Source organism: Ruegeria sp. AN11 (assembly GCF_056536005.1).
Map to the genome: position 1 here is coordinate 720,851 of NZ_JBQFJD010000002.1, position 19,837 is coordinate 740,687.

Genomic DNA, 19,837 nt, shown 5'->3' on the forward strand with positions numbered 1-19,837 from the left:
GGTACGCTCCTTGCGTGGCCTAGTACGTCCAGATCCTTGGCAAAAGCCCATTCCCCCGCATCACTCTCCCTTGCACGGAGGGCCCAAAACCGCCGTTCAAACAGACCATCGCCAACGACTGCACCGAGCCCAACCTGTACCCTGGATTTTATTGCTGCATGCGCTTGCAGCAGTAACGACACTGCAACTGCCGAATACCTTGTGCGGCCAAGCAGCGGAAAAACTGTCATTCATGCAAGTAGCAGCGATGCTCGCGGCGGCAGCTCACAGTTCGCTCAACAAAACCGTCCTTCACTTCATCCGCAACAGCTATCGCCTAGCTGAATTGGTGGACACGGGACCGTGGCATATGAACAGTAAACACAACAGTCGCCTTCCAACGGCTTCAAAACTGTTTTGCACGACTTGCATTCATAGAACCACTGGCAAGCATCCGTTGGCATTTGCTCGGTTTCGCTGTGGCCGCACTTCGGGCAAATCAGGGTGCTTTCTAGGACCACAGTTTGTTTTGTCATAGTCTCACATCTGCATGATCAGGTAATCGTTAATCCGTGCCTCGTTAAACACAACGACCCAAGCCACGCCGGTGATTAGAGTCGTTCCTGCAAGCCGCCATTTCAACGTCGGCAAGGAACCGCGCCGATAAGATACCATCCATGATATCACGACGAGCGCCGTTGACATCGTCAGCACATAGTAACTCGCTGCGGCAACCTTCCCAAAGATTGCCAACCAACTGCCACCCAGCCCCAGTAACATCATCGTCATGGGCAAAACGCAGAAAGTCGCGACGCCAAGCGCTGATAGCGATCCCAAATAGCTGAGGCTAAGGTACTTCTGCATTCTGTTTCCCTGATGGACTACGTCGCGCGGAGTTGTAGAGACAACAACCTCTCGTTTAACTTCTGTAGCCACTACAGGATCAAGACAGGAAATCTCACATGTTTGCGATTGGGGAGGCATCCCGGCAAAGCGGTGTCGGAATTGAAACTATCCGCTATTACGAACGCGAAGGGATCGTGCCGAAACCAGAAAGGGCATCGAATAATCGACGCATGTACTCTGCGCACGATGTGGGACGGCTTTGTTTTCTAAGGAAGTGCCGAGACTTGGGTTTTTCGCTTGCCGATGCAAAGGTGCTTCTCAACCTGTCCGAAGGTGATAGCGAGGATTGCCAATCCGTTAAGGAACTGGCCGAGCTTCATATCTCCAATGTGCGTATGAAGATAATCGAACTTAAGCGATTGGAGGCCGCCCTGAATGAACTTACGGCCAACTGTAACATCGGGAACGTTTCTTGCCCGATGCTTGCGCAGATACGGACCTACTAATGGCATTTTGAGGCTCGCAGTCGCCCTATGCCAACGCAGCATGACCCAAGATTCGGGCCACGCAGAATCTACCGTTCGTTAGAGAGGTCAACTCGTTGATTTAGCAATGTTTCAATCAATCAATGAACATTTGTGCGTCGCCGCGGTGTTCTTGAAGCACGCGGCGATTTCGGACAGTGAGCCCTACCTGCCGTGCCTGAGCAATCAATTTGCTACATACGCAGTCGGCAAGTTTTATCAGAAGTCGACCTCTGATTTCCGAAACGCAGAGCAATGGTTCTGCTTATCTTTGTCCCAAATTGGGCTAGGCAGACTCAGATATTCTGTTGCTTTCCATTGTATCAAGGCTTGTATCGTGCGTACTCGAAGTCCATATACACTAGGCTTACGTTTTTCTTTTTCGACCTGCTGTCTCCTCAATTCGGCGTTCAGTCTTTCGATTCAGACCGACCACGCCGAGTCGCCGCAATCATGCGGGCGACATGTATTAGGAGACTTCCACCATGGCAAATGGCACAGTAAAATGGTTCAACTCGACCAAAGGTTTTGGCTTCATCGAGCCTGAAGACGGTAAGCGCGATGTGTTCGTGCATATCTCAGCACTTGAACGTTCCGGCATCAGCGAATTGAAGGACGGCCAGAAGGTTACCTTCGACGTCGAAGCTGGCCGTGACGGACGCGACAGCGCCGCCAATCTGGCACTGGCCTGACCTTTTACGGGCACCCTTATGGGGTGCCCGTTTGCACAATGGGCTGCTAAAAGCCCTTGGAGAAAAAGTCAGTTGCAACAGCGGGAATTGACCCGGGCGCTCGCGCAATACCGTGTGCCCGATACGAAGCGTAGCGTTTTTGAACTGACAATCACTGTCATCCCCTTTTTCGCGCTATGGGGCGCAGCGTGGTTTGCGCTATCCCTTAGTATCTGGGTCACTGTTCTACTGGCCATCCTGAACGCCGCATTTCTGGTGCGTCTCTTCATCATCATGCATGATTGTGGTCACGGATCATTCTTTAGAAACCGTACCGTTTGCAATTGGACAGGTCGGGTCTTGGGTGTTCTCGCCCTCACACCTTATGACGTCTGGCGGCAAAGCCATGCGATTCACCACGCCTCAACCGGCAACCTTGATCGGCGTGGTATGGGCGACATCCCTACGTTGACCGTAGAGGAATACCTGAAGCGAAAGTGGGCCGGTCGTGCCGCTTACAGGTTGATCCGGAACCCCTTCTTCCTGTTCTGTATCGTACCGGTCTACACGTTCTTTCTTCAAAATCGCTTGCCTTTTGGTTTCATGCGGTCAGGCTGGCTGTATTGGGCAAGTGCAATGGGAACAAACGCCGCGATTGCGGTGGTCCTGGCTGCTATTTTTTGGACCGGAGGCCTGGATGTACTGGTTTATGTATTCCTGCCAACCATGATTGTCGCCGCGTCGATTGGTATTTGGCTATTCTATATTCAACACCAGTTTGAACACACGACCTGGGAGCGGGAAGAGGTGTGGAATCTTCAGAACGCCGCATTCTATGGAAGTTCTCACTATGCCCTGCCAGGCATCTTGCGGTGGTTCTCTGCCAATATTGGTGTGCACCATGTTCACCACCTTGCCAGCCGCATACCTTTTTATCGGCTAGACGAAGTTTTGCGTGACCATTCCGAGTTGGAAAATTGCCAGCGTATTACTCTATATGAGAGCTTTCACTGTGCACGATTGCATCTTTGGGATGAAGAAAGTCAGCGCTTGCTGACATTTTCCGAGGCTTTGTCGAACGCCAATCCCAACAAGAGTTTAGTGTAGCCTGGCACGCACCAAGTAGGCTTCGACAGTGTCTCCTCCGAGGGCGCGAATGGCCTCTAGTCGGTGAAGGCCTTCAATCAGCACGAACCTCTTGTTGTCCGCTCGTACTTGAATCGGGGTCTTCTGGCCGTTCTTCAGGATATCTTCGGCCAGCGACAGGACTTTTTGCTGATCAAGTGTTTTTGCACGTTTCACAGGTACATAGATCAGGTCGAGCGGGTATGGTTTTTTCTCCAGCATAAGCTACGAGGGCAACCTTTCATGCATTTGTTCCGGTCCAGAGTTCGCTTCAAAGGCAGGCGCTGGAACGTGCGTCATAGAACCGAACGAACAGCATCGCGCAGTTCCCGATGCATGATCCAAGTGGCTGGCTCATCGTCATTTTCGACGTGAGAAAATGCCAGAACTTACGCGGCGCCATCATTCTGCATCGATCCGGCTTCGGGAAGTTGGAGTTCCAGATATTCAGCGATCAATAGTCCGATTTTCTTGAAGACCTTGATGGACGCCTCGCGCGATTTGTAACCGGCTGCCTGTGACAAGTGACCAATAGTCAGACCGTCCTTGCCCGCGATTGTAAGTGCTTTGAGCATTGTGAGCTGCGCAGGGGAGAACCTGATCTGGCGCAATGCCTCTGCATATTCTCTTTCACTGGGAACGAAGGTGCCGGAGTTTCCCTCCAAACGGCGTTGACCGCTACGTTTCCTGTCTCGTTCTTCGAGAATTTCTTTTAAGGCTTCAATGGCCAATGCTGGTGTTTCGCCGACTGCATCAGCAATCATTGCCTGTGTTTTAGCTGGTGGCTTGGGGAATGCGCGCGCAACGCTGTTACCGCTCAGAATGCCAGCCTTAATCAAGTACTTTCCAAATTCTACTTCAATCACTCCTGATACGTCAGCGTTCCGCGACTTACGAACACTGCGGTCCTGAAATGCTCTTTGTTCCAGACCACGAGCTGACATCTTTGAACCGGGAAGGGTTACTTGAGGGGCATTTTTACGCATCAGAGAAACACCACTACAACTATCGCCGCAACAAAAACCGCTAACGCGATAAACATCTTAACCCTGTAGGACCTGCGATGAACCTTTTCGGCTTTGAGCCTTTTGCCCAGATTTTCGTCAATCGAGTTATGGTTCACGGCTTGGTCCTTCCGGATATGTCGGGCGATATTGATTTCCACCAACCTATTGTCGCGGCACATTTTCGGTGCACGTATCGTTCTGTCGTGTGAATGGCCGATTGCATTCCCAACCATCACCTCTTCGATTCAAATGAGCATTTGAAGGGACAAGGATCGCAACGCACCTGTCCCGGTTTGCGCGAAAACCACGTTCGCACTTCCATCCGGAATAGGTTTCAGGTGCAAGGTATGCATGCAGTGGAACGGCCACAGGCTCACAGCCGCTCTCCGCTGCCCTGTAGCCTCTGAGGCATACCCACCCATCCGAGCTTCTTTTGTCGCTCAGACGACCGTTTTTTGGAACTTCTATTGCAACACAATCCTGGTTCTCCTTACGAAATCCCCAGTTGCAGTGTAATTCCTGCACACCAAACCGGGTTTCGACGTACCCATTTTGAGGTGAAATCACCTCTTCACACTCGTCCCCGATACGCTGGAACAACCGGTTGCACTCCCACCGATCTCCGGTTGATGCAAGATAGGCATTTTCTGGAACTCTTATTTCCTCGCAGAGTTCTCCGACAATCTGAAAACCATGATTGCATTCCCAGCCGCTGCCAAAGAAGCTACCCGTCAAATATGCGTTTTCCGGTAAGTCTATTCTTTGGCACGATCCGTTCTTGTTTTCGAAACCTTCGTCACAAATCGATCCATCGGCATTGCCTGCGACTTGGGCAGGAAGCTGCGTCCCTGAGAACAACACCAAGATTGTCGGGATCAAACAAAGAATGCAGCGCGCAAACAGGATGAATGACTGATTGAAACGGAGCCTGAGACCTGATCTATCGGGCATCAAGCACGCAATTTATGAGCCATGTGTTGTTCATACGGCGCCTTCTTTCATGGGTCACGCGATGGCTGGCGCATGTCAGGTGACAGTTGCGAATGCATGTGAGGAACGAGCTCATAGCGAAGACCCCAGCGAAACCCGTTCCTATGCTGGGGCACATGCTACAGTTAGTCTGAAGGCCATTGGATCATCGAAGCCGGCAGCATCGCGGCGACGAGTAATTTTCACCAATGCACTTTTGTGGTCCTTAGCCAGAATAGAGTCAAGGAAGTTTCCCTCGTCGCAATGCAAGTACCGCCAGGGCAGGTAGTTTTTGAAACTGCCGGTGACCAAGATCCTTGGTGAACTACCGAAAGAAATTGTCTGGCCTGAGTGCGGCGAAAGAGGAGTATGTGATCAAGGCTTCCCCGTGACTATGAATGACTGGCCTGATGACATTGGCTGCAACGCAGCGATTTTCGCGCCGCTTCTGCACAAGTACTCGCGGCGTGATCAAATGGCCGCTCGGTCCCGCACCCTGTAAATTGCGCCTGAGCCGAGAAAACTGTGCTGCGAGCGTACGCAACAAGATTTTGACACTTCCGCTCAGGGCACGCTGCGTCCCACTCCTGCGTAAAAGAACTAGAACCACTATGGATTGGCGACCGACAGCGCCGCTCGCCAAACTGTCTCAGATGTCTATTCCAATTCAACGCCCAGGTATCGCACGGTGCTATCGACCTTTGTGTGCCCAAGCAGAAGTTGGACCGCGCGGAGATTTCCTGTCTTGCGGTAGATCTCAGCTACTTTGGTTCGGCGAAGCGAATGCGTGCCATATCCGCTCGGTTCCAATCCGATTGCGGTCACCCAGTCTCGAACCAGCCTGCCATACTGGCGCGTCGAGATGTGTGGTCGATCATGGAATCGGCTTGGAAACATGAACCGGCTAGCAAACATTTCCGGTGATTTTACCCATACCAATACAGTTTCTCGCGTGTTTTCCGTCAGTTCGAATTGAACAGATCGCTTGGTTTTGCTCTGGATCACCGAAACACGCTCACGGACGCGATCGTCTTTGACAAGATCGGTCACAGCGAGTTTGACCAGATCGCAGCCGCGTAGCTTGCTATCAATCGCGACGTTGAACATTGTGAGATCACGCAGATTTCCAGAAAGTTCGAGCCGGGCACGGATCGCCCAGACCTGTTTTGGGAGTAGCGGTCGTTTCTGACCGATGATCCGCCCCTTGTTCCAAGCTCAGGGTTTTGGGGTGACTGCAGGTAGTTGGACTCTTGGCATATTTTGCACTCCGATCCACCCTCCGCACCCAAGCAACAGCACCGCGCTGACCACCGAATAGTACAAGCGGCGTGAATGCCTGCTGTCCGATTATGAATACTGGCATGGTTTAAGTGTGTGCATTAGGCGGCTTGAGCCCATATCACTACGCATAAGAACGGTTCGAGTCCAAACCGCGCGTACGCTTCGTCTTCAGCACCGATTACCGATCGGGTTCCACGTTAAAAGGCCCGGGTCAGCACCAATAAGATAAAATGAGATATGATCAGAAAAGCTGGTAAGACCGGCGTCAGGTTATCAGCGACGCCGAGCTAACCCGGGGCTTACTGATACGCCATTTCGCCACGCGCTCAACCCCTTGCAGCGTCGACAAATCCGTTCTCCGAACCCTTCGCTCCAGAATGGCGTTCTGCAACGAAGACACGGGCGTTCTTGCGGCACGTCATTGTGGGCGCGAGCCATGATCGTATCTGCGTCGTTGTCGAAGTCTTCCATCAGTTCTTAGCCTCGATTTCTGTTTTGGTTTATACAGCGACTGGAAAAGAAAGTTCCGAGCCCTAAGCCTTGAGATTGAAGGAGCTGCCTGGTTCAGACTGTCCGATGGGACGGCCTGTAATCCGAGGGGTTTTAATAGGACGAACTGGCATTCCTTCGTTCTCAGCAGCTTGGACAGCGAAAGCATACCGAGAACCGCTTGCGCATCCTCGTGGTATGGCTCGTTGATCTGATGATCCGTCGTCTGCCTCAGAAATGAGCGACTCCGAGTAGAGGTGCCGAAGTTGAGTCTCAGACACACCATCCGCTTCCATAATCAATTGCACCATGGGATCGGCCAAAAGTTGGTCGAGCAAGAACTGCGACAACTGCTTTGAAGACAATTTATCCTTTGCGCGGGCTCTCTCCAAATCAGTAAGAGAAACGGTCAAGGTTCGCGCCAGACCGGGGTGAGATTTCCGTGGAAGCAGAAAGATTAGCACTGATGCTTTCCAGGCTTCTGGATCCAAATAATCTGGTGGTGCGGAAAGCTCAGTTTCTATGTCGTATTCGCCTGCCGGGAGTAATTCGTCGAAGCCAGGGAAAGTAAACGGCCTGGAAAAGACTGCGATTGTCTTGCTGATTATCTGGTTCATTTGGGTAGTTCTCCTTTGCTGATACTGCTCGCTCGGAGATGCAGACAAGAACAAGCCACCCACTCCCGGCAGGGTATTATCAGTTTTGAGGTTTAGGCTTTGATTTTTCGGGGACGACGTCAGGCGCTTCAGACGTAACTTCTTTTTTCGGTACGCTCGCATCGTTTTCCTTTAGCGCGGCAGCCGCTCTGGTCGTCAGGTCTTTGAAAGACATCATTTTGATCCTTTGATTGTCCGCAACACCCACGAGCCCAGATGGGGTGTGAAAAGTGAATGCGGCTACGTCCAATATAGGGATTGGGTGCCTCATTTACTACGTAAAGCCGTAGAATATGACGGATGGCTGAAGCAGAACCGAGGCGGCGGCACCTTGGCGCGCTACCTTCGATTCGAGTATGGGCGATCAGTGTTTGCTGCGTTGCAGTCAACCAAAGCGCTATCACCATGGAAGACCTTTGCTACATCGGGCGCAGCCATGCAGCGCGAGAGCGCGCAATAGTTCAATTTCAGCTTCACCTCGCCACCAGGGCGAAGCAGAAAATTGGTGTTTTCAACAACGATATGATCACTGGTGGCTCCGACGAACGTGACGCCAGCAGGGAATATTAGACCCGCCGCATCAGTGTCCTGGAGTCCGATCGCAAGGATCGACCGAGTATTCGAAGGACTGTCTAAAGTCACACACTGCATTGAAGGTATAGGATAATTCAATTGCAAGGGATTTGGATTTGATTTGGTCTTCGTTTCGATCACTTCCGCCCAAAGCGTGAAAACATCTGTGTAAAGCCCGTCGATCGCGTACCCCGAAACGGGGTCGGTACCCAGCAGGATGGCCTCACCCAGACGCAGGTTGTTGATTTTTCCAGTCGCCCCCTTGCCAAGCGCCCATGGCAAACTGGCTGAGCCGCCGCCTGACACTGTTTCCAGAGCGGGTCCATTTGCAAGTTCGGTGCCGACGGCAAGCGACGAAAGCAATTCCATTGCTCCTGCAGAGGGTGCCACATGACTCAGACAGGCAAAATTTGCACCAATCCCCTTCAGAGAAATCCCTTCCATTCTAAGAATTTGAGACACAGTGCTTTCAATGTGTTCAGGCAAGATGCCTTCCCGCATATCCCCCATTTCCACCATCAGGATAATATTGTGAGTAATGTTCTTTCCCAGCGCACCCATGGCCAGGCTTGCGATAATGTCCATCTCTGTGTTGAAGCTGACATTGCAGTTATCAACAACTTGCGCGACCTGGCTCAGCATGGGCGTTCGGATCAAGGATATGGAGCACGAGATCCCAGCATCGCGCATACGCATGATATTGCTGATCCGCGCGTCCGCCAGCCCTGTCGCGCCACCTTCAAGCATAGCATTCGCAATCTCAGGATGACCGCAAACGGCTTTTGTCACACCTGTCACCGTAATTCCGCGGGGTCTAAGGTGGTCGACCAGGAACCGTGTGTTGTACCGAATTTTGTCCAGATCAACGTCAATACGCAGCTTGCTCATTCAATCGTCGTAGCACGTACGGGTTGCAAGCGCGGAAAGGCAGATAGAACAATATTCACCAAGTTTTTTGGAGGACGGTTCAATGCGTCAGTGACCGGGAGATACAATTTGCGGTTATAGTCTGTGATGGCCTTTGAAATCTCAATATCATTCATTCCTTCATGGTTGATCGTCATGCCAATTACCTCTGTGTTTGCAAAAGCCTCGATCAGGGTGATTTCATCGCAAGGGTCGGGCATAGTCATGTTGGGGAAATCACATCGACGTTTTCGTTTAGGCGCGTGTTGAAGAATAACTGCATGTGGTTGACTGCCTCGCAGAATGAAGGCTGATGTGCAAAAGGCCGGATGGCTTAGCGCGCCCTGGCCCTCGATCACTATGACATCGGGGCGCTCACCTTCAGATGCTGCAACAACAGCACGCTCAAGTTCGCCACAACAAAATTGCGGCGGCACCGAATCCATCGCAACGCCATACTTGGCGCCCTGCATCAAACCTGTCTGGCCGGTGCCAACTAAAACTGTTTTGATCCCATGCGTGTTAAGTGCGTTTGTCAGGATTGTCGCGGTCGTACGCTTTCCAATTGCACAATCGGTGCCGAACACCGCGATGCGGATCGCCTGGACGTCTCCAATACTGCCATCTAACAGGCGCAGGTCGGGATTTGGCCGCGGCTTGCGAATGTCGCGTATCGTGACATCGTGAATTTTGGCAAATCCGGCGAGCTCCTTGTCATCGCTAAGAAATTCATGCAGCCCACTGACGATGTTCATTCCGAGCGTTATCGCATCCACAACAACTTCGCGATCCTCAAGGGACATTCTGCCGCTGGCCGGCGCCATTCCGTAAATAAAAGTGTCGGGGATCGTAGCTTCATTAGCGACGGCGGCATCAAGATCATCGAAGATGGGAACCTGATTTGCGATATTATCAAGCACTTTGCCACTGTCACAACCGCCATACGTGCTGTCGATCACCGAAAGAACGCGATAGGCCTGTGAATGTCGAACGAGACCATTAGCCGTCTTGCCATCGATCTTTGCGAAATTTCCTTCGCAATACACAATTGCAGTCGGTGTATCTGTCACGAGTGTCTTGCGGTGAAGCTCTGGAAAAACTGCTTGTTCAGGCGCCAGCTTTTGCGCATCGCTGGCAATGAACTGCTTGGCATCCGACGCAATGGGTGCGGGTTTCATATTTGTTCCTTTTTAGAGCGTGAAACGCGCGTCCTTGGTAAGGACGGGCAAAAATTGTGAAGTTTGGGAAAGTGGGCTTTCTGTCTGAATTCTCACTGGTTCAGAACACACAGCCCTTCTGATCGATGATAGTTTTTGTGGCATTGCCACCCATTGCCGGATCGGTCGATATGGGCATTTGCCGGTAGCTCGATTGCATTGCAGCGATCACCGGACGCCTCGTAGCCACGTTCGCATTTCCATCCAACTCCATGGATCGCGTCATCGTAGAAAGCATTTTCAGGCACAAAGACGGCATCGCACCGTCCGTCGCGCTCAAAATACCCACGCTCGCACGCCCAGGGACGCCCGCTGGTTGATGCGTTCAGAAAAGCGTTTTCCGGCACTGCTACTGCCACGCATGCTTCTCCGTCGATTTCGTAGCCACGGTTGCAACGCCATGCAGATCCATAAGTGCTGTTCGTCAGGTAAGCATTATCCGGCACGACAATTTTCTGGCAGCTATCGTCTACTCTTATGTACCCTCGCAGGCATCGCCACCTCTCACCTGATGGATCGAGATATCCACCCTCAGGCACAATCACTTCAGTGCATGAGGTGCCGCCAACTTCAACAAAGCCATGCATACATGCCCACCCTGAACCATAGGTTCTGTTTGTGGGGTAGGCATTTCCCGGCACGACAATGGCCACGCATTCTTCGCCTTCCAACCGATAGGACAAATCGCATTCCCAACCGTCGCCATACTTTTTGGGATGCGCGTTATCCGGCATCGAATTTGTTCCGGCCGATGCGGGACTTGATGAGATAAAGGAGCCCGCCAAGCAGCTGAAAACGGCAACAATCAACGCAATCATGAAGTGAGAGCAAAAACAGTGCTGATTTTTTCGTTTTGTCCTAGTGCAAACGGCGTCGTCCGAGAGTTGAGTTGTTGAATTACGATCCATCAAGGTTCAGCCCCTCGATGCAGGCCTGTGCTAGATCTTTATTAGGAGTTTGAGATCCCGGCACCGTTGCCCAGCCAGCCGCCATGACGGCATCCTTCTGCTTGAAAGAAGAAGCCTCTTTGATCGTCGTTATTTTTTCGGCGCGTTGGGCGTCAGTTCTCGCCATGTCGACGCAGACCGGAACCAATGCAGCGATTACATTGTCGCGGGACATGGCGTTGGCCATCTTGTCCGCGTTACTGCCGGTCATCCATCCACCCCAAGAAAATCCAACGACGCCGACAAAAATCCCTCCGATCAGGGCACCGTAGATTCCGGGTTTAAGCCATTCGGGCGTGTTCATAATCTATTCCTCCTGCGGGGAAAGCGCCGCATCGCTGTCATTGTTAGATGTGGCCAAGGTCTGGTCGTGCTTGAGCGCCAGTTCAAAATCCTCTGGGTCAATTGGGCGCATTTCCGTGCGGCCTGGCTTGCTGCCTTTGCCCTGAACTGTCAGGTAGGTTCCGGTTCTGCGATATGCTTCGAAACTCAGGCCCTGTAGTAGTTCTTCTTCAACAACTACTTCATACTCGCCTGCAGGAAGTTCATCCGGGTAGCCGGACAAAGAGAACGGATTTGAAAACGTCACCAAAGAACTGGACGATCTCGTGCTCACCTTGGTCCTCCATATAGTTTGTTGGATCTTCCCCGCGCAGTCTGCCGCGGTACACGCTCGTAAGCGCCGCGGTAGTACTGGCGTTGTAATTTAGAATAATGTGCAAATGGCAGACGCGCGCTGATCGATGTTAGTCTGCGGCCAATGACCTGAGATTTTATTGGAATCTCAAATGCATTTGGTGCCCGAGGATCAGGTACTGCCAAAAATTGACTAACCTGCGTCAGTGCAACGATGTTTGGATTCCGGCAACGTGATGTGTGTTGGCGGGATATTTGCTGGCGTGTTCTTAACGAGTATTTGAGAAGCGCAGGAAATCCAGTACCGCAATCGGACTGTATTTATCTTGCGCTTCTTTTTCAGTGAAATCCCAAATCTGCCGAAGCGACTTCCGTCTTCAACCAGGCAACTATCATCAAAATCCCGGCATCTCTGAAGGGGTGAACCTATTGCTTCAACAGTGGCCCGGCCTGATCCAGATAAGTGGAGTCAAAACCGGCCAACGTCACCAGTCCGTCATAATCATCAAATGCCACTTGCCCGGATTGAAAAGTAACCAGCCCCTTCTCCCGCAGTTGCCGTAGGACACGATTAACATGCACGGCACTCAGTCCCAGCGCATCGGCAAGGTGGTATTGTGTCAGGGGGCAAGTGTATCCCGTCTTGTTTGCCATCCCGACCTGAGTCAGCCTAACACCAAGTTCCAAAAGAAAATGCGCCATGCGCTCACCCGCATCTCGCCGTCCTATGTTGACCAGGTGCTCAACCACCATCGCTTCATCTCGAGATACCGCCCAAAGAATTGCTGTCGCCAGCCGGGGAGTTTGCGCAAATGCTTCCAGGAGATCATCCACTACTACTTCAATGGCTTGGATTTCCATGATTGGTTCTATGCTGTGATCCGAGGTGTGCAGCAGAACGCTTCGCAAGCCCAGAAAGTCACCCGGTATTTGGAAATCGACGATCTGACGCGACCCGTCAGTCTGGGTTTTGTAGGAACAAACCCAGCCCGATGCCAGAATGTAGGCCGCCTGCTCTGATTGCCCTTGATGCACAAGGTCACGTCCGGCTTCAAAGGTTCTGCGACGCTTGTGCATGCGTGCCAATACCGCAAGTTCAACCTCAGTCAGAGCGACGAAGTTTGAAAGCTTTCGGGTGAGTGGACTATTTTTGATAGTGCGCAAGTGTTCTTCCTTCATCGATGAGCAGTCCGCGAAACTATCCGACGCCAAGACTGCTTTCGATCAGTTAAGTATACAGCAATCTATGCCAGTATGATGCAATTCATCGTGGCGCTTCCTTGCTTGAACGCCTGTTAAAAGAGGACGTCTACCATGGCTGACCGGCAAGACCACTCAGGAATGGCCGCACTCTCAATCTGCGAAGCGCTTTTGCTTGCAATTAAAGATCGTGAGCTCCTGCCCGAACATGAGATTGTGGGAGTTCTGCGTGACGCAGCTGCTGCCCACGAAACTGCGGTCGGCAATAACGATGAAAAGGACATGCACCAGGCCGCCGCAGTTCTGATAAACAAGATCATTGCTTCCGGCTATCGCGTTCGGCAGTAACGTTAATTTCCTGTCAGAAAAACAAGATTACGCTCGTCAAAAAAGCATAACAACAAATAGAAGCACTATTGGTGCCTCGTTCCTGATCAATTCAAACACGAAGCAGGAACCAAAGTTCCAATCTCTGCAATATCTCGACTTTATGAAAAATTCCACGACCGCGACATACTCCCTCTTCCTCGCCACCTGCATGAGCCATAACGAGAATTTGCTTACTGGCTGAAGGCCCGCATGGCCTGTCCTGCTGCACTGCCAGCGACAACGCAAACGTTGGCTTTGTTCGGCGTCTAAGCTGCTGATCCTATGTGCCGCGAAACTAGAGTTTGATAGTATCGCATCATCATAGCTTTGAATGACCGGTCTGGAGACAACAGCTGCAACGCAGCGATGAATGTGCTGCGACAGCAAATCAATGCTGCGTCAGCAATTGCCGCAATCGCACAAGTCCGGTTTGTCCGCAGTGCGGTTACTCACCACAATTCGACGAACGACCGCACCGAGCCCAAAGTGGACTTTCGTCTTAAGAAGCTCCTGCACCTGAACCAATTTTTGGTCGGGTCGCGGTTTCTATAGGGGTTTCGCCGAAGAATTGGTGGTAGGCAACTGATGTCCGGCCTAGGTGACTAAAACCTGCCTCGCCGATGAGCTTCGAAACGACACCTTTCTCATAGGTGCTTTCCTTCAGAAGCGACCTTAGTCGATGCAGTTGGACGATCGATTGGAACTTGCTTGGGCCAACACCAAGCTGTTTTTCAAAGGCCAGAAAGAGTGAACGCCTGGATACCCCGAGTTCGCGACACAGTTCTTGAACCGTTAGTTTTGTGCCAGCCGGGTTTTTTGAAAAAAACTCTTCTGCCGCCAAAACGATCTTCCACTGACTATGGCTCGCTTTTTCTGCGGGCATTTGTGGTTCGGCACAGTAAAGAAATTCACCTGCCAAGTTTTCGAGGTTCTCGAGAACGTCATTCAACATCCAAGCATCTTCCGCATCCACGGTAGTTTGTTTGTGGCAAAGACACATTTCAATGCGCTGAACAAAAGCATTCAGACGGCCAGATCTAGTAATGCGGATGGGTGTTTCAAATGTTGCCCATCCACGCTTCTCGACCTGTAGCCACGGAACTTCCAGCAGGTATATCTGAGTGCCAGCTTCGGCCACGTAGTCATACTCTGTTGGCTTTTGCCCTTGCCAGAACACAAGAAACGGATCCTCATATAGAGTTCCCTGAAATCGAACCGGTTCGCCGTTGGGCAAGACTAAACCGAGGAAGACTGTGTCGCCGTGTTGAACTTCTTGGAAACGAATACGCGAAAAATATTCCTCGCAAAAAAGGCTAAAACCATTGTGTTGGGCCACGCGCCAATTCAGCTTCGGACCCTGTGGAGAGAGAGCGAGCGCTTCGAGTTGGACGCCAGTGTAATCAGGCAGGTGATCCACTGAACGTATTTTCTTGGACAGTAACATAGCGCCTCAGTTAACCCTTACTGCGACCGGCTCTGGCAGCAGCACATTGAAATTCAATTATTCATAATAGTTTGCACGATTCGGATAGCCAGTCACAAACTCAGGTTACACTATCGATCTCGAACACAGAAAACCTGTCAATGTCCTCGGAGTGCCTTATGAAGAAGCCAACACTTTCCATTGCTGCGCTATTGGTATCATCAACGTCTCTCTATGCGCAGGCCGCCGATCTGGTCTTTACCAACGCTTCCGTCCTTACCATGAACGACGATGTGCCGACCGCGCAGGCCGTTGCGGTCACGGGTAACCAGATAAGCTATGTTGGCGATGTCGCGGGGGCAGAGGCGCTGGTTGGCGAAAACACCGAAGTTTTGGACTTGGGCGGGGATACCCTGCTGCCGGGCTTTGTGTCAGGCCACGATCACATCGTTGCATCGGGCTGGACGTCGCGCGGTGTAAGTTTGTTTGGAATTGAAACGCTTGAGGAGGCCTTGGCGGCCATCAAGGAATATGCCGATGCAAACCCCGACGAAGAGTTGATCCTCGGCTATGGGTTCAATCAGGTAGCTTATGGCGGGTGGCCCACAAAAGAAGATCTGGATTCGGTGGTTTCTGACCGTCCGGCCTTTATCCTCGACTTCACAATTCATGACGTTTGGATGAACTCCAAAGCGTTTGAAGCGGGTCAAGTCAGTCCTGACGAAGAGGATCAGGTGCCGGGCGTTATGTTCTGGCAGCGTGACGCGGAAGGCAACCAGACCGGAATCGGAATTGAGTTCCAGTGGGCTGCGGCATTTCGAAATGCAGGCGCTTGGGACCCGGCAGGTGAAATTCCTGATATCCAGAAAAACCTCTACGATCAGGCGGTCAAAACCGGAATCACAGCAGTGCACGTGCCTTTGATGGCTATGCCGACAGTTACCGATCTGTCGCTTGTGAAAGATGATGAGAAACTCGCACTGGCCCATCTGCACGAACTGGAAAAGAACGGTGAGTTGACGATCCGCACTTTTGTTGCGACGGGGTTCAAGGACCCGACCGCCACTGCTGACGAAATCGTGGAACACACACTCGAATTACGCGAGCAGTACGACAGCGACATGCTGCGCATCTGGGGCATCAAAATCCATCCAGAAGGGAACTGGAGTTCAAAGACTGCCTGGATGCTGGACGACTACGCGGACGGGTCCGCGACGCGCGGTGCGGCTGCCATTGAAGGCCCAATGATAACTTCGGTCTACCTGCAGGCCAATCAGAACGGACTTCCGGTGGGCACTCACGTCGATGGGTCACAAACAGTGCGCAACACGGTTAACGCGATCATGACGGCGCGAGGCGCGGGGTACGATGTTCCGAATAACCTTTTGCACCACTATTTCTGGGTATCTGATCAGGACCACGAGACTGTTATCGAAAACGAGATCATGGTGAACACGACCCCGCTTTTCCATGTCGATTGGGAAGCTCAGGACGTAAACGCTTTGGACCTGTTGGGGCGCGCAAAGGTCGAAGCGATTTTTGCCCGCTATTCGTCGCTGATGGCATTGGGGCACAACGTTTCGATTTCTTCGGATGTGCCATCCGCGCCGATTGATCTGATCGGTCCGCTCCTGAACGTTGAAATTGCGATGACTTTGCAGGACCCACTAAATCCGGACAGCAAACCGTTCCCATTGTCGCGCAAACCGGCCTCATTGGAAGAGTCGCTGAAAGCGGTCACGATCTATCCTGCCGCGCAGCAGGCAATGGAGGACAAGATAGGGTCCATCGAAGTGGGCAAATATGCCGACCTTGTTGTTCTCGATCAGGACATTACTGCAGTCGAACCGCGCGAAATCTCGAACATCAAGGTGTTGGGCACGCTAATGGATGGGCGGTTCACGCATCGGGACGGCATTTGACGGCTGGGGCGTACAACGCCCTTGGCCGTCTCGTGCAAACTCCGGATAGGAGGCCAAAATTGAAACAACTGGTTCGTTGTACAGCTTTTTGGGTGGCTGCAAGTTTTTCAATGGTGACTCATGCTCACGCGGAAGAGGTCGCATTCATTGCCATACTGAGCGTTCCGGCTGAAAACGCACAGGATTTCGATGCTTTGGCCAGAGACATGGTTGAGGCATCTGCCACCGATGACGGGCTTTTAGTTTACGAGTTCGCCCGAGTTGGCGAGACGGTGTACGGCTACGAACGTTATGTGGATGCCGCTGCCCATGCCCGGCACGAAGCGTTGATCGAGCCCTTCATTCCACAGTTGGTTGAGTTGGCGAAGTTCGAAAAGATTGTCACCCTTTCGCAGCTTACGAATGACCATCAGGAACTGTTCCGAAGCATTGGGGCAGAGATTGGCCAACCAATTGCAGCTGCAGCGCAAGGGCCATCCAAATGAATGCGCGATGGCAAAGTAGGTTCAGAAAAAGTCTACAGAAAAATCTAAGCGGTACTCGGGAGCAAATGATGAAATGCCGACTTTGCACTTGTGCTGTCTTCTTCGCTGGGCTGATGAGTGTTCAAGCCAATGAAGCCCAAGCCTGCGATGCCGCTTGTCAGGCTGCGCGAAAGGCCGCGAACCCGCTTGCGGACACAAAAGCGCTGATCACCGACAACACGATCGCCTTCAGAACCGGGACGAATGACGACGACAGCTACAATTTTCAGCTACAGCCCGTCTATTCAGTTCCATTGACGGACGCCACCTTAGTGCTTCGGGGAATTGTGCCGATTCAAGGTGTCCAGCCCGGAGCCGTGTTGCCGCCTGGAATTGTCGACCCCTCGGAAGAAGACGATTTGACCTGGGGTATCGGCGATTCAACTGTGCAGGCATTCTATTCTCCTACGCCGGGAGAAAGCGGAATCGCACTGGGCTACGGCCTGCAAGTTTCCCTGCCAACGCACACGAATGACGCCTTGCAAGGCGCAGGTTGGGGTGCTGGCCCTGCCTTTGTCATGTTTGGGCAAACAGGTGATCTGTCGTGGGGTGGCGTCATTGCCCATATGTGGGGCGAGAACGATTTCAACGTGACCATCCTGCAACCTATTTTGAACTATGGTTTGGGAGAGGGCTGGTACATCGGGTACAATAACGTCGTTTCGTACAATTGGAACTCCGCCAGCAATGACGAAGCTTGGGCGATTCCACTGGGTTTGACCGCTGGTAAGACCTCGATCATCAATGAGGCAAAAGGCACCGCTATGGATGTCAGTGTGGGATACTACACTCTAGAGCGCAGACCTGACGGCGGACCGGACAGACAACTAAAACTGGGTTTGTCGTTCTTTTTTTGATTGGCGGTTTAGAAGCATGATCCAGGAGACTGCTTTCAGCGAATGGGGACAACAAAAACACGAGAGAGAACGATCCTTTGCATATTGGACCCCGGCCGAAAACTGGAATCCGTCGCAACTATGAGGAACAAGTGGACCACTGAAATGACAACCAACCTGATCGCTCTAGTAATTTTAGTTCTTGCGTTCGCACACATTCAAGCTGCTCAGGCGGAGATTGCCCAAAGCCCACAAAAACCTGCTGCCCAATCTTCTCCTTCAGGGGCAAAGCGTTTTGACATGTCTGAGCGCTTACTTGATTTGGCCATTGCCTCACGCTCCTCATCGCTAGACGAGTCTATTCAGGAACATGTTGCAATTAGCTGGCGCGATTTGAAGCCGGCCCTAAAGTCTCTGGAAACCCCATTTGAAAAGCTGCCATATCCGTTGTTGAACGCTATGCGAACGCAAGTTCGTTGGCGAACATCCAGTACCAGCGAGCGCTCTAATCCTGATCTAATTAAAGAATACAAGGCGGCCAATGGTGTTCTGTCCGCCCATGATGTCGACGTAGAAAGGCTCATGCAAGAGCGCCGAAAAATCATTGCGCAAAACAACTCAATCGGGCGCGGCCCAAATTTAGAAATTCTGGGGACCACAATCAGGCTGCCGGGGTACATAGTGCCACTGACAATCGATGGGGCAGTTGTAACCGAATTCCTGTTTGTTCCGGTTGCAGGTTCTTGCGTTCATACACCTTCGCCGCCACCGAACCAGATCATTCATGTAGTTTACCCTAAGGGCATCGAGTTCAAATCGATTTTCGATGCATATTGGATCGAAGGCGAACTGCTAGCTGAACGCCGAGTCAGCGACGTTACATTCTACGACGGCGCTACAAACGTGGAATCCATTTATGAACTCAACGCGCATATTGTTGAAGCATTCACCTAGTGATTTCGAAGAAGCTCATCCGCCAAAAAGCCGAGAGTTAATGTCGCGCTTCATTCGTTTCGCCTATTTGGATGGCAATACACTCAGGACGCGCTAGACGGCGTAACAAAGGCTCACATCAGCGCAGAGTGCAGCCAATTCGTTCAGAGTTAAGAACGGCGGCTTTGTCCGCAAAAGGGTCATTCTCGGTGCAGTGCATTAATGACGACTCTGCGGACAAACTTGCCGTTCGTTTCCTGAGCCACGAGGCCCGCTTTGGAATGAATACGGCCCCTCGGCAGCGTCTAGCGAAACAACGCTCCATATACCACTCTTTCCGGTCTCAAGAACGGCACTTCCCCTGGCTATTCAGTCTCTTACCGGCAACCATATCAGTTTCGATATGTTGGCTATATTGGCAGACCTATGGAGCCTCACAATGGTGGCGGAACTGAGCCTCCCGGAACAGATTTCCAGTTCGTTGAGTGCAATCCTAGCCAGGACCGGGATAAAACCACTTACACCTGTTTCCGCAGTTTATCTGTCTTTGAATATTGGTTGAGTTGTCTTGGACGGTTTGCGATTGGTGCCAAATTAGTATTCGAAACCAAGGGTGGGCCAACCTCCGCGTGTTGGAAACGCTAATGCGGCGCTGGGTCGTGCGGAAATTGGCAGATTAGGACGTTGCTTGAAGATCTGTATTTCGGCAGTGAAGCTCAAAGCGCTCAAATGAACCCTGTCGCTTCTTCGGACATATCCCACAGTTTTGTCATGACTGTCTTTTCATTAGCGTAGGAATGCATC

21 protein-coding genes are annotated in these 19,837 nt (G+C 51.9%); 8 read left to right on the forward strand and 13 right to left on the reverse strand.

Annotated elements, in window-relative coordinates:
• Nucleotides 1-296: 296 nt before the first annotated feature.
• Together ACR3EQ_RS23125 and ACR3EQ_RS23130 are read right to left on the reverse strand one after the other, a co-directional pair.
• Entirely contained in the window at nucleotides 297-515 is a 219-nt protein-coding gene (locus ACR3EQ_RS23125) for a GDCCVxC domain-containing (seleno)protein (protein ID WP_237217120.1), read from the reverse strand.
• Between the two features lie 4 nt (nucleotides 516-519).
• The gene (locus ACR3EQ_RS23130; protein WP_480492260.1) at nucleotides 520-843 is read right to left on the reverse strand and encodes a hypothetical protein; all 324 of its coding nucleotides are present in this window, start codon (nucleotides 841-843) and stop codon (nucleotides 520-522) included.
• Between the two features lie 98 nt (nucleotides 844-941).
• Between ACR3EQ_RS23130 and ACR3EQ_RS23135 the strand changes: the two genes are divergently transcribed.
• The 3 genes from ACR3EQ_RS23135 to ACR3EQ_RS23145 all read left to right on the forward strand — a co-directional run bounded on the left by ACR3EQ_RS23135 (nucleotide 942) and on the right by ACR3EQ_RS23145 (nucleotide 3,127).
• On the forward strand, nucleotides 942-1,331 hold the full coding sequence (locus ACR3EQ_RS23135; RefSeq protein WP_480492262.1) for a MerR family transcriptional regulator: 390 nt from the start codon (nucleotides 942-944) through the stop codon (nucleotides 1,329-1,331).
• A 503-nt stretch (nucleotides 1,332-1,834) separates the two neighbouring features.
• The gene (locus ACR3EQ_RS23140; protein ID WP_170430361.1) at nucleotides 1,835-2,041 is read left to right on the forward strand and encodes a cold-shock protein; all 207 of its coding nucleotides are present in this window, start codon (nucleotides 1,835-1,837) and stop codon (nucleotides 2,039-2,041) included.
• 72 nt (nucleotides 2,042-2,113) lie between these two features.
• Complete coding sequence (locus ACR3EQ_RS23145) at nucleotides 2,114-3,127, forward strand: fatty acid desaturase (RefSeq protein ID WP_480492263.1); 1,014 nt, start codon at nucleotides 2,114-2,116, stop codon at nucleotides 3,125-3,127.
• Here the strand turns inward: ACR3EQ_RS23145 and ACR3EQ_RS23150 are convergent.
• The 10 genes from ACR3EQ_RS23150 to ACR3EQ_RS23195 all read right to left on the reverse strand — a co-directional run bounded on the left by ACR3EQ_RS23150 (nucleotide 3,119) and on the right by ACR3EQ_RS23195 (nucleotide 13,005).
• Nucleotides 3,119-3,367: a ParB N-terminal domain-containing protein gene (locus tag ACR3EQ_RS23150; RefSeq protein WP_480492265.1), complete on the reverse strand. Its 249-nt coding sequence runs from the start codon at nucleotides 3,365-3,367 to the stop codon at nucleotides 3,119-3,121. The two genes, ACR3EQ_RS23145 and ACR3EQ_RS23150, sit on opposite strands and share 9 nt — an antisense overlap.
• Nucleotides 3,368-3,534: 167 nt before the next feature.
• Complete coding sequence (locus ACR3EQ_RS23155) at nucleotides 3,535-4,131, reverse strand: hypothetical protein (RefSeq protein WP_480492267.1); 597 nt, start codon at nucleotides 4,129-4,131, stop codon at nucleotides 3,535-3,537.
• Between the two features lie 1,647 nt (nucleotides 4,132-5,778).
• Nucleotides 5,779-6,318: a tyrosine-type recombinase/integrase gene (locus tag ACR3EQ_RS23160; protein WP_480492412.1), complete on the reverse strand. Its 540-nt coding sequence runs from the start codon at nucleotides 6,316-6,318 to the stop codon at nucleotides 5,779-5,781.
• A gap of 617 nt (nucleotides 6,319-6,935) precedes the next feature.
• Nucleotides 6,936-7,508: a hypothetical protein gene (locus ACR3EQ_RS23165; protein ID WP_171212929.1), complete on the reverse strand. Its 573-nt coding sequence runs from the start codon at nucleotides 7,506-7,508 to the stop codon at nucleotides 6,936-6,938.
• 378 nt (nucleotides 7,509-7,886) lie between these two features.
• The gene (locus tag ACR3EQ_RS23170) at nucleotides 7,887-9,008 is read right to left on the reverse strand and encodes an alanine/ornithine racemase family PLP-dependent enzyme (protein WP_480492269.1); all 1,122 of its coding nucleotides are present in this window, start codon (nucleotides 9,006-9,008) and stop codon (nucleotides 7,887-7,889) included.
• Nucleotides 9,005-10,204: an N-acetyltransferase DgcN family protein gene (locus ACR3EQ_RS23175; protein WP_480492270.1), complete on the reverse strand. Its 1,200-nt coding sequence runs from the start codon at nucleotides 10,202-10,204 to the stop codon at nucleotides 9,005-9,007. The genes ACR3EQ_RS23170 and ACR3EQ_RS23175 overlap by 4 nt, the downstream gene beginning before the upstream one ends.
• Nucleotides 10,205-10,296: 92 nt before the next feature.
• Entirely contained in the window at nucleotides 10,297-11,151 is an 855-nt protein-coding gene (locus ACR3EQ_RS23180; RefSeq protein ID WP_480492414.1) for a hypothetical protein, read from the reverse strand.
• Nucleotides 11,141-11,494, reverse strand: a complete 354-nt coding sequence (locus ACR3EQ_RS23185) for a hypothetical protein (protein WP_480492272.1) — start codon at nucleotides 11,492-11,494, stop codon at nucleotides 11,141-11,143. Before ACR3EQ_RS23185 ends, ACR3EQ_RS23180 begins: the two co-directional genes overlap by 11 nt.
• Before the next feature lie 3 nt (nucleotides 11,495-11,497).
• Nucleotides 11,498-11,806, reverse strand: a complete 309-nt coding sequence (locus ACR3EQ_RS23190) for a hypothetical protein (protein WP_170336653.1) — start codon at nucleotides 11,804-11,806, stop codon at nucleotides 11,498-11,500.
• A 446-nt stretch (nucleotides 11,807-12,252) separates the two neighbouring features.
• Nucleotides 12,253-13,005 (reverse strand): Crp/Fnr family transcriptional regulator, encoded by a 753-nt coding sequence (locus ACR3EQ_RS23195; RefSeq protein ID WP_480492274.1) that lies wholly within the window; start codon nucleotides 13,003-13,005, stop codon nucleotides 12,253-12,255.
• 135 nt (nucleotides 13,006-13,140) lie between these two features.
• On the opposite strand from ACR3EQ_RS23195, the gene ACR3EQ_RS23200 reads away from it, so the two are divergent.
• Nucleotides 13,141-13,374 carry a hypothetical protein gene (locus ACR3EQ_RS23200; RefSeq protein WP_480492275.1) on the forward strand — a complete coding sequence of 78 codons (234 nt, stop codon included), beginning with the start codon at nucleotides 13,141-13,143 and terminating at the stop codon, nucleotides 13,372-13,374.
• A gap of 520 nt (nucleotides 13,375-13,894) precedes the next feature.
• Here the strand turns inward: ACR3EQ_RS23200 and ACR3EQ_RS23205 are convergent.
• Complete coding sequence (locus ACR3EQ_RS23205; RefSeq protein WP_480492277.1) at nucleotides 13,895-14,839, reverse strand: helix-turn-helix domain-containing protein; 945 nt, start codon at nucleotides 14,837-14,839, stop codon at nucleotides 13,895-13,897.
• Between the two features lie 158 nt (nucleotides 14,840-14,997).
• Here ACR3EQ_RS23205 and ACR3EQ_RS23210 point away from each other — a divergent pair, with 158 nt between their 5' ends.
• From ACR3EQ_RS23210 to ACR3EQ_RS23225, 4 genes are all read left to right on the forward strand, one after another.
• The gene (locus ACR3EQ_RS23210; protein ID WP_480492279.1) at nucleotides 14,998-16,740 is read left to right on the forward strand and encodes an amidohydrolase; all 1,743 of its coding nucleotides are present in this window, start codon (nucleotides 14,998-15,000) and stop codon (nucleotides 16,738-16,740) included.
• Between the two features lie 59 nt (nucleotides 16,741-16,799).
• Complete coding sequence (locus ACR3EQ_RS23215; protein ID WP_170816077.1) at nucleotides 16,800-17,225, forward strand: antibiotic biosynthesis monooxygenase; 426 nt, start codon at nucleotides 16,800-16,802, stop codon at nucleotides 17,223-17,225.
• Entirely contained in the window at nucleotides 17,222-18,121 is a 900-nt protein-coding gene (locus ACR3EQ_RS23220; RefSeq protein WP_170613823.1) for a hypothetical protein, read from the forward strand. The genes ACR3EQ_RS23215 and ACR3EQ_RS23220 overlap by 4 nt, the downstream gene beginning before the upstream one ends.
• Nucleotides 18,122-18,265: 144 nt before the next feature.
• Entirely contained in the window at nucleotides 18,266-19,054 is a 789-nt protein-coding gene (locus ACR3EQ_RS23225) for a DUF3299 domain-containing protein (protein ID WP_170613821.1), read from the forward strand.
• The last annotated feature ends 783 nt before the right edge of the window (nucleotides 19,055-19,837 follow it).